General features: G+C 43.7%; 11 protein-coding genes. 7 read left to right on the top strand and 4 right to left on the bottom strand.

Annotated elements, in window-relative coordinates; translation table 11 throughout:
- Nucleotides 1–89 precede the first annotated feature (89 nt).
- Nucleotides 90–2,978, bottom strand: coding sequence for a chitinase C-terminal domain-containing protein (locus AACS00_RS10730; protein ID WP_110167397.1), 2,889 nt, complete (start codon nt 2,976–2,978; stop codon nt 90–92).
- Nucleotides 2,979–3,267: 289 nt separating this feature from the next.
- A complete protein-coding gene (locus AACS00_RS10735; protein WP_110167398.1) occupies nt 3,268–4,176 on the bottom strand; it encodes an AraC family transcriptional regulator in 909 nt (302 codons plus the stop codon).
- Between the two features lie 203 nt (nt 4,177–4,379).
- Between AACS00_RS10735 and AACS00_RS10740 the strand changes: the two genes are divergently transcribed.
- From AACS00_RS10740 to AACS00_RS10755, 4 genes are all read left to right on the top strand, one after another.
- Nucleotides 4,380–5,528, top strand: a complete 1,149-nt coding sequence (locus AACS00_RS10740) for an iron-containing alcohol dehydrogenase (protein WP_110167399.1) — start codon at nt 4,380–4,382, stop codon at nt 5,526–5,528.
- Nucleotides 5,529–5,686: 158 nt separating this feature from the next.
- The gene (locus AACS00_RS10745) at nt 5,687–6,136 is read left to right on the top strand and encodes a hypothetical protein (RefSeq protein ID WP_146205775.1); all 450 of its coding nucleotides are present in this window, start codon (nt 5,687–5,689) and stop codon (nt 6,134–6,136) included.
- Nucleotides 6,137–6,433: 297 nt separating this feature from the next.
- On the top strand, nt 6,434–7,525 hold the full coding sequence (locus AACS00_RS10750; protein WP_181397561.1) for a calcium:proton antiporter: 1,092 nt from the start codon (nt 6,434–6,436) through the stop codon (nt 7,523–7,525).
- A 199-nt stretch (nt 7,526–7,724) separates the two neighbouring features.
- A complete protein-coding gene (locus AACS00_RS10755; protein WP_072670689.1) occupies nt 7,725–8,180 on the top strand; it encodes a methylglyoxal synthase in 456 nt (151 codons plus the stop codon).
- A gap of 105 nt (nt 8,181–8,285) precedes the next feature.
- Here AACS00_RS10755 and pncA read toward each other — a convergent pair whose 3' ends face one another.
- Nucleotides 8,286–8,903, bottom strand: coding sequence for a bifunctional nicotinamidase/pyrazinamidase (pncA, locus tag AACS00_RS10760; protein ID WP_110167402.1), 618 nt, complete (start codon nt 8,901–8,903; stop codon nt 8,286–8,288).
- 13 nt (nt 8,904–8,916) lie between these two features.
- Nucleotides 8,917–10,980: a DNA helicase IV gene (gene helD, locus AACS00_RS10765; protein ID WP_110167403.1), complete on the bottom strand. Its 2,064-nt coding sequence runs from the start codon at nt 10,978–10,980 to the stop codon at nt 8,917–8,919.
- A gap of 184 nt (nt 10,981–11,164) precedes the next feature.
- On the opposite strand from helD, the gene yccS reads away from it, so the two are divergent.
- From yccS to AACS00_RS10780, 3 genes are all read left to right on the top strand, one after another.
- Nucleotides 11,165–13,318 (top strand): YccS family putative transporter, encoded by a 2,154-nt coding sequence (gene yccS / locus AACS00_RS10770; protein WP_110167404.1) that lies wholly within the window; start codon nt 11,165–11,167, stop codon nt 13,316–13,318.
- A gap of 92 nt (nt 13,319–13,410) precedes the next feature.
- On the top strand, nt 13,411–13,695 hold the full coding sequence (locus tag AACS00_RS10775; protein ID WP_110167405.1) for a hypothetical protein: 285 nt from the start codon (nt 13,411–13,413) through the stop codon (nt 13,693–13,695).
- Between the two features lie 133 nt (nt 13,696–13,828).
- Nucleotides 13,829–15,088 carry a hydroxymethylglutaryl-CoA reductase gene (locus tag AACS00_RS10780; protein ID WP_110167406.1) on the top strand — a complete coding sequence of 420 codons (1,260 nt, stop codon included), beginning with the start codon at nt 13,829–13,831 and terminating at the stop codon, nt 15,086–15,088.
- The last annotated feature ends 51 nt before the right edge of the window (nt 15,089–15,139 follow it).

Raw genomic sequence — 15,139 nt, forward strand, 5'->3', positions numbered from 1 at the left:
CGGCTTGAATCGTTAAGTAATAGCATAGAAAAGACCGCCATGTATCGGCGGTCTTGTTACCTGTTACCGTTAACCAGTCATACTAATAACTATGGGCAAGCCACTTCATCCCAAAACCAATTAGTTTGCATCGGTGATTCCCAAGGTCCTGGGTTATTTTTGGCAATAAAACACTTTCCGTTATACGTCACTGTCGTGCCATTAGCGACTTGGCTAACACCGGGTTGCCATTGTACAACGTCTCCAGGTGTGCTACCTCCATTGCCCGGGTCTTCACCATTACCACCGCCATTACCACCGCCATTACCATCAGAAAGGTCGGCCAACGGTAAGTCTGGCTGCTCAGACTTAAAAGCGTACTCTCTGCCATTAATATTAACGCTGTAGTTCGCAGGCCCAGAAATCGGCAAGTAATACACCATATCCAGTTCATAACTCTCTCCCGCTGGTAATGCTTTCCATGCGGGTAATGAGAAGGCAACACGATGCATCGTACCATCTAAGCCGCCAATATTATTGCCTCGCGTATGGCCGGAAGAAATAACCGCTAACCCTGCACCAGATTGATCTTTCGCGTTATCCGGTGTGGAAACGGGGATATCAAACTGGAACTGCGTGCCTCCAGGAAGATCAACCCCAGTATGGTTAGTAAAGGTCAAGCGAGGGTTAATGGGATAGTTTTGATCGCCAACTTTAAAGCCATCAATAGTCACGCGAATATCCACCACTTGATCAGGGATGGCTCCCGTCGCTACTCGATTGCCGTAAGGGGCAGCAGATTTAAATTTTTCATACATGGCTTTGGTCATGGTATTACCCATGTGATACTCACCATTACCGCTCGCACAAGCTTGCTCTGTCCAATCGATTTGTCCACGCTGACCATTGGCATCAAACACATAGCAGTTATAGTCTCCGGCTAATTCCCAGAACATAATACCGCCGATCTCTTTATCAATAACGTAGTCCGCTTTAATAGTGATCGATTGTTTATCTTCGGTAGAAAGGAAGACTCGTTTTTCCGCGTTCCATAACCAAGGAGCGATCGCAACACTGTCAAAGTGACGCTGGTATTGGCCTACCCATGGCGTACTCTCAGGATGCAATCCGTAAGCGGCTAAATAAGAGCCCCAAATACCTTGTTCAAGGTTTTTGGCATGCCACATTGGGTTAGAACCTGCGCCCATTTCATTCCCATTGGCATCCAAATCATGCCACATGTTATCTAATCCTAACGCCCCGTAACCGCAATTATTCTTTTCTCCTTCCCCAGTACCCGCAGGACACTCATTTTGATTCGGTAACGGTGCTCGTCCCCAAAGGCCATTTTCACCTCCCGTCACCCCTTGCCAACCTCGCGTATAGTAAGGCACACCAATATTAATCCGTCCCGCTGGCATTGAGCCACGGAAATAATGGAAAGCCCAATCGGTGTTCAGATAGCCGATGCCACCATATTGTGCTGTCGTATAAACACCCCATTGAGCAAGTTCAGAGTCTTTACCGGTATCGTAAAGAGCGGCATTATGTCCAACATGATCATTCCACGCACCATGTAAGTCATAAGTCATGATGTTGACATAATCGAGGTACTTAGCCACTTCCATGGTTTCCATACCACGTAGTAAGTAAGCAGATGAAGGGGCGGCAATCGTCAGCATATAATGAATACCATCTTGCTCACTGGCGATATCTAATCGCTCACGTAGTACCCGCATTAACTCATGGTAAGAACGCATCAGATAAGGACGACGTGATTCTGCGAAGGCTTTATCATCGGGATTACCGGCACCAGACATCGAGGTTGGATATTCATAATCGATGTCTAAGCCATCAAAACGGTATTGACGCATCATCTCTATTGCTGAATCAACAAAAGTAGAAATCGCCTGATGATTAATAGAACCATCAGCATTGGTCGTCATTGTATAGAAACCACCATCGGCGATTCGTTCACCATTATCGGCAAAATGACCACCCGTTTCCGCCCATCCACCAATCGAGATCAAGGTTTTGACATCATAACGTTCTTTATAGGTTGCTAACGCGCCAAAGTGACCTTTGAAACCGAGTGTCGGATCAATATCAACCCCCTCCCATTCTTTTCCGACTGCGGGGTTGTTGGGATCATCAACATTACCGATGTTGACCTTGCCATCAGAGCCAATACTGACAAACGCGTAATTAATGTGGGTCAAGTTTTGCCAAGGAATATCTTTCACTAAATAGGAGGTTTGAGGATCATCTCCCGCTCGCCAACTGGTGAAATAACCAATCACACGCCTTGGTTGGCCACCCGCCATGATTTCACGTCCTTGCTCGTCGTAGACAGTACAATAAGGAACATTAACGCCTTCAGTTTGATACAAACCATCCGGACGACACGTATTGGCAATAGGCGCATGGGCGACGGTTAATGTTAATATCGAAGAGCTGGATAGTGCACCTTTATCATCCGTTACTTTAGCTTGGATAGCTAAATTTCCAGAACGGGTGACTTCGTAATCAAAAATATATGGCGCTTGTGATACCGTTGCTACGCGTTGGCCGGAGATAAAAAATTCCACCTTCGCCACTTGACCATCGCTATCGTCGGCGTCCGCAGAAACTCTTACTGTATCACCCAACTCAGCGGTGTTAGTTGACAGGGTTATTTCAATCGTTGGCGGCTGATTATCATCCACCCCCGTATCGCCATCTTCACCACCGTTGCCCATATCACAGCTACCTAGTAATTGCCATGGTGCATAATCACCGGAGAACTGGGCTGGATTATTATTTTGTGTCCAATATTTCGCTTGATAGGCCACATGATTATGCTGAACCTGAGCACCGCCAGTGTATACCGCACTAGATTGCCAATCATCCAAACCATCGCAGTTTACGGCGGCATAGCTGTTCAACGCCAGTAAACAGGAGACGGAAAGTGTACTGAGTGTAAATACCGCTTTGGGTACATTTACTTGCTTTAAGCGCATCTCATTTTCCTTAAGTTATTGTTTCCACGTATTAAAGCGTACAGTCCTTACTCTGCATGCTTTAAATCTTTCGTGAAATAACTGTAGAACAGTCCACTTATTTAGCACCTAATAAAGTGTCAAACTTAAGAATCACTCGCAAAGGAGTGCTTAAAACGTACAAGGTTTACATACTTATTTTGCATCAAGAGCCAACTTATTAAACAAAGGCTAGCTTTCAAAGTTGGAGCATGATACGCAAGGACGACGACTCAATAGTGCACCACAAATAGGCTCAAGATGGTGATGATTAAACTTTCAATAAAGCACCACGTGGAGTGTGATTAAAATGGCGTTTATACTCTCGGCTAAATTGTGAAGGACTGGTATAGCCGACCAGCCGCGCAGCATCATTGACTCGCTTACCCTCGATTTGAATTAACTCTTTGGCTTTATTTAAACGGACTTTTTTAAGGTACTGCAAGGGCGATTCCATAGTAACGCCACGAAAAGCTTGATGAAAAGCGGAAATACTCATGTTCGCTTCTTCTGCTAACGTATTAACTGTTAAAGATGTGGCGTAATCACGATGCACTTTACTCAGCGCTTTCGCTATTCGAGCATAATGTCCCTCGTGATGAGCCAATTCAAACAGCACATGCCCCTCTGCGCTGGTTAACGCTCGAAAAGCCATCTCTTCAAGTAAAGATTGCCCTAATAGCTCAGCCTCCAGTCCATCAATCAAAGCATTCATCAGCCGTTTACAACTGTTAAGCATGGGCGGATTCATTTGTACCGATTTCAGGCCACAAGGATTATTAGCATCCACTGGCGGTTGAAAACCGTTTTCCTCTAAAGCGGCGACCTGTTTGAGCAATAGTGAATGCTCAATATCAATCGTTAGCCCTAATAATGGTTGATTCTGTTTCGCTACCGCTTCACATTCCAGTGGCATCGGCACCCCCACCACCAGATAGTCGTTCGGCCCATAATCAACCGCAATTTCCCCTAAATGGATGCGTTTCTGACCTTGACCTAAAATCACGATCCCAGACTGATAGATAAACGGCTGACGCGGGTTACCTTGACTACTGCGATAAAACCCTACCCCAGAGATCGCAGTGTCCACACAACCTTCGAGTTGATGCAACGCATATTTATCGACATAGTTTTGCATCAATTGCGCCAGATCGGCATTTTTCTCAGTTTGACTCACCATTCTGTCCACACCATCAACCATTGTAGAAATAGGCAATAAATTTACAGGAATGGCTCTATTATCACCACAACTATTCTACTATTATGCATCTTGCAATGTATCAACCCTATACTTGACTCCCCTAAAAACGATAGCCAGATCAGCCATGCTGCATCTTTAAAGAGGCTAAACGGTCGTCATTTCAACAATAAGAGGTACGAGTAATGCAATTTACCTATGTCAATCCGACTCAGATTTATTTCGGTCAGCAGCAAATCGCAGCAATCAGCCAAGCGATCCCACGTCAGCATAAGGTTCTGGTCATCTACGGTGGTGGCTCAATTAAACACAATGGCGTTTATCAGCAAGTGGTCGATGCCCTGCAAGAACATACTTGGCTGGAATTTTCCGGCGTCGAGCCAAACCCAACCAAAGAAACTCTTGATAAAGCCGTTGCTATCGTTAAGCAGCAAAAGATTGATTTTATTCTTGCTGTTGGTGGGGGATCAGTGATTGACGGTTCAAAATACGTCGCCGCCGCCGCTAAATACTCAGGGGATGGCTGGGATATTATGTTAGGTAAGCACCGTGTCACCGATGCCACACCGATTGGCGCGATTCTCACTTTGCCCGCTACTGGCTCTGAATCAAACTCTGGAGCGGTAATCACTAAAGCAGAGACTCAGGATAAACTTTCCTTCTTATCGCCACATGTACAACCTAAATTTGCCGTGATGGATCCCGACGTAATGAAGACGCTACCAGAGCGTCAACTCGTCAATGGTTTGGTCGATGCTTGGGTACATATTTGCGAACAGTATCTCACCTATCCAACCCAAGCGATGGTCCAAGATGGCTACGCTGAAGCGTTATTGAAAAATCTATTGGTGTTGGGCGACAATTTTGCACAAAGAGATAACGATGCTTGGCGTGCGAATTTGATGTGGACGGCTAATCAAGCACTGAATGGATTAATCGGCAGTGGCGTTCCCCAAGATTGGGCGACACACATGATTGGCCATGAACTGACCGCGTTATGGCAAGTGGATCATGCTCGCTCATTAGCCATTGTCCAACCCGCTCTACTGCGTAACCAATTAGCCGCTAAGAAAGCGAAGTTGGAACAAATGGGGCAACGGGTATTTAACTTAGCACCGAGTGAAGATTTAGCATTACGTACTATTGATGCGATTGAAGCTTTTTATCATCAGTTGAATGTCGATACTCAGTTTTCTGCGCCCAATATGACCACTAAGCAAGCTGTCGATAAGGTAATTGAACAGTTGGAAGCGCATGGAATGATTGCTTTGGGTGAACATCAAGCGATCACCCTTGAACAATCACGCAATATTCTTACACAAGCTTTTATTTAATCGATCAGAGCAGTACTGCGGTGCTGCTCTTTCCTGCCGTATTTTTAATCCCCCAATAATAAGATTTTTAAATTTGTGACCGCTATCATTTTTTATTGACGGTAAATTGAATCTCTTCTACTATTTGCGCAACTTTTCATCTGAATAGTGTGACCATTGTGACCATTCATCGCCTTAACATACTGATGTTTGTATTGTTAATGAGCTTGTTTTTTGCTCAGGCGGGCGTGTATTCACAAAATCATCCGACATTTTCATTGAGTGATTCTCATCTTACTGTTGTTCAAGATGATGCAAGTGTTTTAACTTCGACATCCAGTGATATCAATTATAATAAAGCAGCCGTACACCCTCATCATGCTATCCATCATTTAAACCATTACCGATTAAATAGCGAAGATGAATACGCTTCATTGGGGCTGAGTCCTAACTACTACTTACTCGCTGAAATTGTCTTATTGCCTATTGCTATTCTATCGATTGGCTATCGCCCATTGTTCAACCCCAATATTCATTGGTCTTATTATACACATCGTTCATCAACCTGTATTTATGGCTGTAACAATAACAACCTACAATACAAGTTTACCCATTCTCGTCATTACTAATTTAAGACTGGTTTAGTCTTTCATAAATACCATATTGCTAAAAACTGATCTTCTTTGATAGACGGTATGTATTTCTATACCTAATCAACTAACCATCAGTAAGATAATGGTTTATCTTTCTAACCACTTAAATATTTTTAACTAATAACGAGTTATATACGATGAAACTTAAACATAAACTTATTCTTTCTTTATTAATACTCATTTTTATCATGAGTAGTTTTACTGCTTGGTCTGCATCTCATCATCCTGTTATCGACAGTATTGTATCCACTTATAACCCTACATGAGGTGCACATAATGAAATTCATCCGTAATGAATGGGTATTATTTATAGGATTATTAACTGTCCTATTTTTCAAAACGATCGGTAATGATCTTTTACTAGGCTCTAGCAGTAGTTTTTTGTATTGGTCATCCGCTGGTTTTCTATTTATTATTGTTATGTTGTCTATCTTTGGTGTTGTAAAACACTCTGATGCATTAGCAATTAATCTTGGCGATCCGTTAGGGACTTTGATATTAACGCTATCGGTGATTTCCTTAGAAGTGATCATGATTTCATCAGTGATGTTGACGGGAGACTCGAACCCAGTATTAGCCAGAGATACTATGTTTGCTGTCATCATGTCGATATTAAACGGCTTAGTCGGTGTAGCATTACTCATTGGAGGTCATAAATATCATATACAGAAATATAATATTCAAGGTATAAATTCTTATTTAGTCGCAATTGTGCCCTTAACTATTTTATGTTTAATACTACCCAATTTTACCAGTAAGAATGAGTTTGGTGAAATGTCCTTCATCCTTGCTTCGGCTTTGGTGGTTATCTCTATTATTCTTTATGGTATCTTTTTATATGTACAAACAAAAAGCCATAGTTACTTTTTTATCGATGAAGATAACGATCATACCGATGAACACCATAGTATTCTAGGCAGTAATACTTATCACTTTTTATTATTATTTGGCTATTTGATTGTGGTTATCTTTCTTGCCAAGAGTATTGCCATACCTATTGATGCAAGCATTGGACACTTAGGTGCTCCCGCAGCATTAGGTGGACTAGTCGTTGCATTGTTAGTACTCGCTCCTGAAGGTGTGGGAGCAATCAAAGCTTCTTTAAATAATCAGTTACAAAGGGCTATGAATTTATTCTTTGGTTCAATATTGGCAACGATATCACTGACAGTACCTGCCGTCATTATTATTTCTAATATCATTGGAGAACCCATTATATTAGGTTTAGAACCCGCACAAATGATTCTTTTGATCGCAAGTTTAATGGTCGCAAGTATTAGTTTTAGACATGGTAAAACGAATATCCTTAATGGGATCACTCACTTATTTTTGTTCTTTATCTATCTTGTACTGATTTTCGACTAATCACTCCCCCCATCATTGGTTTGTCGCTATCTTGATGGGGGAATGGCGTTTACAAGATTTAACGCCATCGTCAACCAGATAAAATAGCTTAAATCGTACCATAGCAAGCGCCAGTTCGAGTTTTTGTCGTAAAGTCATTGAATAAGCGTATAGTTTTAGTTATTTAACTCTGACTCTCTACCGATTAGGAAAGATGGCAATGAAAAAAACAACACGCATTATGGCTGCGAAAAAGCACGTCGCTTTAGTTGCTCATGATAACTATAAAGGCGAATTGCTACGTTGGGTGGTTGAAAACCAATCTAAGCTTGAAAAACATGAACTGTACGCAACGGGCACAACTGGTCATATGCTCAATAAAGAAACCGGATTAGCGATTACCAGCATGATCAGCGGTCCAATGGGTGGCGATCAGCAACTAGGCGCTAAAATTGCCGAGGGGAAAATAGATGTCTTGATTTTCTTTTGGGATCCGCTCAATTCTGTACCACATGATCCAGACGTTAAAGCTTTATTGCGGATTGCGAGTGTGTGGAATATTCCTGTCGCCACTAACCGCGCTACGGCAAAATTTTTATTTAATTCAATACTCATGGAGCAAGAAGTCGAGATCGAAATCCCTGATTATCATGCCTATCTTGCTGATAGAACGTAATGAACTTCACTCCATATCGATAAGCGACGATTGATCAACTTCAATACTTCCTGTTATCGATGAATAATAACAGTAAGAGGCGTGTTATCACGCCTCATTATCTACTCAGACCATTGCCTGCTGCGATAAAATCACTCTGCAACCCGCCTCTTCCATCGCTTGCCAAGCCTTATCAATATCACCTTGTGCTAAATCAACCCCGCGACAAGCATCTTTAATGACCCAAGTTTTAAATCCTAATGACACAGCATCCAACGCAGTAAATTTCACGCAGTAATCTGTAGCCAGTCCGGCAATGTACACATCGCTGATCGCATGTTGCTGTAAATACTCGGCTAATCCTGTTGCATGGCGACGTTGGTTATCAAAAAAACCACTGTAGCTATCGATATCAAGATGAGTCCCTTTGTAGATAATATGTTCGATAGCATCGAGATTAAGGCCTGCGATAAACTCCGATCCGGCGGTATTTTGTACACAATGATCCGGCCATAATATCTGTTCAATGCCAGAGAGCATGATAACTTCTCCGGGGGTTTTACCTTGAGTAGAAGCAAAGCTCGCATGCCCTGCAGGATGCCAATCTTTAGTGGCAATCACATGATCAAAATGAGGCATTAATAAGTTAATCACTGGGACGACACTCTGCCCTTCAGGGACAGGCAAAGCACCATCGGACGCAAAATCATTTTGCACATCTACTAAAATCAAAGCCTTATACATACTATTCCTTTATTCATATCGATTTACTGACTGGATATCCCTCGGTGAGCAACTCTTGGATAAAACAAGAGCCATTACCGCTGTAAGTTATCCAGACTTTCTCTTTGGCTCGGGTCATGGCGACATAAAATAGACGGCGCTCTTCTGCAAATGGAAAATCCACTTTAGATTGGGTCAAGGCGCTATCTAAATGACGGGCTTTCACTCGCGCGGGAAACTGCCCTTCATTAACCGCTAAGATAATAACAAAATCGGCCTCTTTGCCTTTACTCGCATGACAGGTCATAAACTCAATTTGCAGTGAGGCATATCGCCGTTGCCATTCTGCCAGATGCTCTGGTTGATGATAATGGTTACGACCTAATAACAACACCTGTTTCGGCACTTTAGCCTGACGATTAAGTTTATCGAGTATTTTTTCAATTTGATTACTGGCACACAGGACAACCGCTCGCTGCTTCTGCGACTTAAAACTATTTAGCGTCTTGGGTAACTGATGAGGATTTTTCTGCACAAACTGATTGGCAACCAAACCAATTTGATCGTTAAAACGATAAGTCGTATCGAGATGATGAATGGTCGACTGCGGAAAACGCGCTGCAAATTCCGTGGTTAAGTTGACATCCGACCCCGCAAATTGATAAATCGACTGCCAATCATCTCCCACCGCAAATAAATTAGGATGATGCGGAGCCTGTTCACACAACGCTTGTATCAATGCCAAACGAGCAGGTGAAATGTCTTGATATTCATCAATCATGATGAATTTCCAAGCCACAGAAAACTTCCCTTTACGTACATAATCCGTTGCTTGGCTGATCATGATATTAAAATCGATCTGCTGTTCATCTTTCAACATTTGCTGCCATGCTTGGTAGCAAGGCCAACACAAAGCAAGTTCACTATTCAAACGAGGATAATCAACATGATCAATGAGTTGTTGCTGAATCGCTTTTTTCGTCGTTCCCAGCTGAGCGAGTTGATCGAGCTGCTTTTCCAACCATGCGATCAATTTAGGGTTTTCAACGTGACTCCCTAATTCATCATCACCGACTAAATAGGCAATCGGCCACTGCGCCAAATGTTTCTGCCAACGCTTAAAGTTGGTAGGTGTCATCCAGTGGCGCTTCAACCAGTCCATACACCAAGCTTTTTTCAGCTTATCATCCAATGCCAACGGAGAAATCACAGCGGATTGGTTTTCCACTTGATTAATTATTGATAATCCCAGTTGATGAAAGGTGTTAACACGAATGTTATCGGCGGCAAGACCAATCTTACTTTTTAAACGCTGATCCATTTCATTCGCGGCATCTTTGCCAAAAGCCATCAACAATAGTTCATCCGCTTGCGCTAAGTGGCTCTGTAACAAATAAGCCACTCGAGCCGTGAGCACACTGGTTTTACCTGAACCCGCACCAGCAAGCACCAAGTTATGATCATCATTGATCAACACCGCTTGCTGCTGAGATACATTAAGCGGAGAGGATTCAAGTTGTGAAAAAAGAACCGTCCAATTTTGACGCTCAATGTCTAACCAAGCTTGATTGCGGGCTTGTAAGGCTTGATCGGGAGTCAGTAACCAAGGTACTAATGGCTCCATCGCATGAGGTAAATGTTTAATGGCTTCTTCTAAACTCATGTTCATCGCGGTTAGATCAGCAAAAACGTGATTGATCCATTCCTCTAGCGGCGAATGCGGTAAAAAAGCTGGCAAATGTTGTAAATGGTGCAGTTTTTGCTGCCATTGAGGTAAATGTAATCTCAATTGCTGACATTGCTGATCAAGCCATTGTTGATAGACGTTGACAATATGATGCGCAAACTGTCGAGCTTGTTGCCAAGGCAAACCTTGTACAACCCAAACGCGTTGCGTATCTTGCTCTGGATGAGCAAAAAATCGTAACTCCGCCCACAAAATCCCGCGTCGCACCTTCACTTGTCCGTTCCAGACGGTAAAAGGAATCCGCTCTTCACTGTGCAACGAAGAAAGCACCAAACGCTGATTTTCTAAGCCAACATGGTGATATTCATTAGCAATAAAAAATTGTGCAGTTTGGGTTGCACTTAGCTGCATTTTCGGCGGTTCCTCTCGATTTTATCGACCTACATCATAACTCAATCATCAATAGCAATGAAAAATTAATGTCAATAATCAACAACTCACTAAGACAGAATGATACTTTTATTATTCTTGATCAGAATGTTAGCGTAAAGTTCTGCTAAACTGTGTGTTTTAAGGTTTGACATCGAATCTCACTGTGCAGCGACTTCATTTACTTCGCCTTTATTGGGCAAACAAAACCATTAATTACTGCCTACTGATCCTGATCACGCTCTTAGGTGTTGTCATTCCCGCTTGGCACTATCAAGTTAACACTTGGATAACCCCCCTGATCCTTGGGGTCATTGCCGCCGCCTTAGCAGAGCAAGACGATAAATTTACTGGCCGCTTAAAATCGATCGTCCTGACCTTTATTTGTTTTGCGATAGCCGCCTTCTCTATCGAAATTTTATTTGATACACCGTGGCTATTTGCGATTGGACTCTTTATTTCAACCTTCACTTTTATCATGCTGGGTGCCATCGGTACTCGTTACGCCAGTATTGCCTTCGGCTCTTTATTGATCGCCATTTACGCCATGCTCGGTGCCGACCAAAGTACGAACCTTTGGTTCCAACCGTTACTATTACTGACGGGCAGCGCATGGTATTACCTTCTGTCAATGCTGTGGCACGCATTTTGGCCAATGCAACCTGTCCAACAAAGTTTAGCCAACGTATTTGTTCAACTCGGCCACTATTTTGAGGCTAAAGCCGAGTTATTTTATCCTGTCTCCAATTTAGCCCCCCAGCCACATCGAATTAATGAAGCCAATTTAAATGGAGCAACCGTTAACGCGCTGAACCAATGCAAAGCGACCTTGCTTGCCCGCTCAAAACGAGGGCATGTGGATGGTGCCAGTGACCGTTTCCTTGGTCTGTACTTTGTGGCGCAAGATATCCATGAAAGAGCCAGTTCGACCCATTATCGCTACCAAGAGCTCGCAGAGTCTTTTGCACGTAGTGATGTGCTGTTTCGTTTTAAGCATCTGTTGCAGGCTCAAGCTCAAGCCTGCCACGATATCGCTCTCTCTATTCAGCTCGGCCAACGCTATCAGCACTGTAGTGATTCGATCATCGCCTTAGACGAATTACAGCTCTCTTTGACATACTTACAAGAGCAACAACAGTTAGAGTGGAAGCAATTATTAGCTCAGCTCAGCTATTTGTTTAATAATCTTGCTACGGTTGAAAAACAGCTCAGTAACGTCAGTAATCCCGATGTGCAAAAGACCGAAGATGATGTCTTACATGATACGGAAGCACACTCTATAAAGGCCATGTGGCAACGAATTCAAGCCAACTTTCATCGCGACTCATTACTGTTTCGTCATGCCGTTCGTATGTCTATCGCTCTCACCGCTGGCTATGGGATTTTACAAGGATTGGATTTAGACCGTGGATACTGGATCTTATTAACCACCTTGTTTGTTTGTCAGCCTAACTACGCGGCAACACGGCAAAAGCTGGTTTCCCGTATTATTGGCACCCTCGCGGGGTTATTGATTGGCGTTCCTCTCCTAACACTTTTTCCCTCACAAGAGAGCCAGTTAGCATTTATTGTGATTTCCGGCGTGATGTTTTTCGCTTTTCGTCTCAATAACTACGGTTACGCGACCGGATTTATTACCTTATTAGTGCTGTTTTGTTTCAACCAGCTCGGTGCCGGTTACGCAGTGGTACTACCACGTTTAGCTGACACTCTGATTGGCTGTGCTCTTGCTGTTGCCGCGGTGGTGTTTATTTTTCCAGACTGGCAGTCAAAACGTCTACATAAGGTCATGGCCGAAGCCGTCCAAGCCAATAAACAATATTTAGCGCAAATCATTGGTCAATATCGTATCGGTAAAAAGGACAGTCTGAGTTATCGGATTGCACGACGTGATGCCCATAATCAGGATGCTGCGCTTGCTGCCGCGGTCAGTAATATGCTCGCAGAACCGGGAAAGTATCGATCGGCAACCGATGAAAGCTTTCGTTTTTTAACCCTCAATCATGCATTACTGAGTTATATTTCAGCGCTCGGCGCACACCGCACTCGAATCGATGATGAAAGCATCCATCAATTAGTGCTCGATGCCCATCGAGTTATTCATCAACATCTTGAAGTGTTGTATCAGCAATTATTTACCCATTGTGAACAATGTGATACCAGCGATATCGACAATATTGGCTTGGAGAAACGGCTTTCTGAATGGCGAGAAGAGGATGATAGCTCTGCACGTATGGTGCTACAGCAGCTATATCTTATTTATCGAATGTTTCCAGAACTGCATTCTCTGGCGAGTAAATTTGCCGTCCGAGTGCATTGATAGTGAATAGCAACCACGACTCACCCGCGATGGGATAAAGTTGCACTCCAAGACGGACCAGAGTATGCTTAAAAAAACAGCGAGGAAGTATTATGTCTGTCTCTGCCGTCTCTTCTGGTTATCCTATTCTTCAGCAGTCATCAAAAATGGCTGGCGAAGCGGCGCATGAAATTCAACAGGCTCAAATCCACACTTCTCGCGCATCGCAAGACCCTGCTTTGCAGCGCAATTCTCTTGATACTCCCCCAAGCAAAAAGCCTGATACGGTTAATGCGTTAATCAATCTCAACCAAGCTCAACAATACAATCGTGTTGGAGCAAGCGTCATTCAACGTGAACAAGAGATGATCGGCAGCTTACTGGATGTTCGTGTATAATCCCTCGCTCAGCGATAATTGGTCATCATCAACTGATGCCATTGACTACCATAAATTGTCAGCACCGATGACTAGTTATTGAGTTTGCTGATTCGCTCAGTACAATGCTCGAAAAATTTTAATTGTGATCTCTATGCCCAAATTTACTCTGCCATCGAGCGGAGAAAGTCGCGCTTTCTCCGCGCTTTCATCTGCTGATTCATTACAAGATGCCTTAGCAGCGCATTTTGAGCCAGCGAGCAAGACACTGATCGCAAGCTCAAAAATGACCCCACACCATGTAGAAAAACGTTGGCAAACCCTTAACCAACCTGAAGCACAGGCACAATTATGGGATGACCAGACTCAGCGTAATCTCGCTCATTACAGTAAAAATATTGAATATTTTATCGGCACCGTAAAAGTCCCTGTTGGCATGGCCGGTCCGCTACGAGTCAATGGACTGCATGCTAACGACGACTTTTTGATCCCTTTAGCGACGACTGAAGCAGCCTTGGTCGCTTCTTATCATCGAGGATGTAAATTGATCACCGCCGCTGGCGGAACCAGCGTGATGCTATTAAATGAAGGCGTTACGCGTACTCCAGTCTTTGCTTTTGATCATCTTGCGCAAGCCGGGCAATTTATCGCTTGGGTAACCACACAGTATGAGCATTTTAAACAGCTTGCTCAGGCAACGACCGCCCACGGTCAACTGCATGATATTAACGTCACCATGGAAGGTAACCACGTTTATCTGGTGTTTGATTACCTAACCGGCGATGCCTGCGGGCAAAATATGGTGACCATCGCCACTAACGCTGTCTTTGAATTTATCGTCCATCATTCTCCTATTAAGCCGCGACATGCTTTTTTGGATGGCAATTTATCGGGTGATAAAAAAGCCAATAGCCATGTTTTACGTCATGTACGCGGTAAAAAAGTCACCGCGGAAGTGCATCTCTCCGCGGAACTGATCAAAAAATACCTGCATACCACTCCTGAAACGATGGTGAAATTTGCCGAAATGACTACGATTGGAGGAGTACTGAGCGGTAGCGTTGGCATCAATGCACATTATGCAAATGCTCTCACCGCTTTCTCTATTGCTTGTGGTCAAGACCCGGCTTGTGTGGCGGAATCTGCCGTGGGAATAACGCGGATGGAGCTCAACTCACAAGGCGGATTGTACGCTTGTGTTACGTTACCGAACTTGATGGTCGGCACCGTCGGTGGTGGCACTTCACTGCCTAGCCAAAAAGCGTGCTTAGCACTACTTGGGCTAACGGGAAACGGTAACGCACGAGCCTTAGCCGAAGTGGTGGCAGGTTTATGTTTAGCAGGAGAGCTATCGATTGCTGGGGCTTTCAGCGCAGGGCATTTTTCAAGAGCCCACCATAAACTTGCGCGCTGATCCATCCATAAAGGGAAGGTTACCCTTCCCTTTCCTAACGCAGCTTGAACT

It is taken from the genome of Vibrio sp. 11986-1-5 (assembly GCF_963878025.1).
Lineage (GTDB): Bacteria > Pseudomonadota > Gammaproteobacteria > Enterobacterales > Vibrionaceae > Vibrio > Vibrio injensis.

Bases quoted from the DNA above. Each gene is read 5' to 3' on its own strand.
- AACS00_RS10730 (WP_110167397.1), bottom strand. From the start codon at position 2,978: ATGCGCTTAAAGCAAGTAAATGTACCCAAAGCGGTATTTACACTCAGT.
- AACS00_RS10735 (WP_110167398.1), bottom strand. From the start codon at position 4,176: ATGGTGAGTCAAACTGAGAAAAATGCCGATCTGGCGCAATTGATGCAA.
- AACS00_RS10740 (WP_110167399.1), top strand. From the start codon at position 4,380: ATGCAATTTACCTATGTCAATCCGACTCAGATTTATTTCGGTCAGCAG.
- AACS00_RS10755 (WP_072670689.1), top strand. From the start codon at position 7,725: ATGAAAAAAACAACACGCATTATGGCTGCGAAAAAGCACGTCGCTTTA.
- pncA (WP_110167402.1), bottom strand. From the start codon at position 8,903: ATGTATAAGGCTTTGATTTTAGTAGATGTGCAAAATGATTTTGCGTCC.
- helD (WP_110167403.1), bottom strand. From the start codon at position 10,980: ATGCAGCTAAGTGCAACCCAAACTGCACAATTTTTTATTGCTAATGAA.
- AACS00_RS10775 (WP_110167405.1), top strand. From the start codon at position 13,411: ATGTCTGTCTCTGCCGTCTCTTCTGGTTATCCTATTCTTCAGCAGTCA.
- AACS00_RS10780 (WP_110167406.1), top strand. From the start codon at position 13,829: ATGCCCAAATTTACTCTGCCATCGAGCGGAGAAAGTCGCGCTTTCTCC.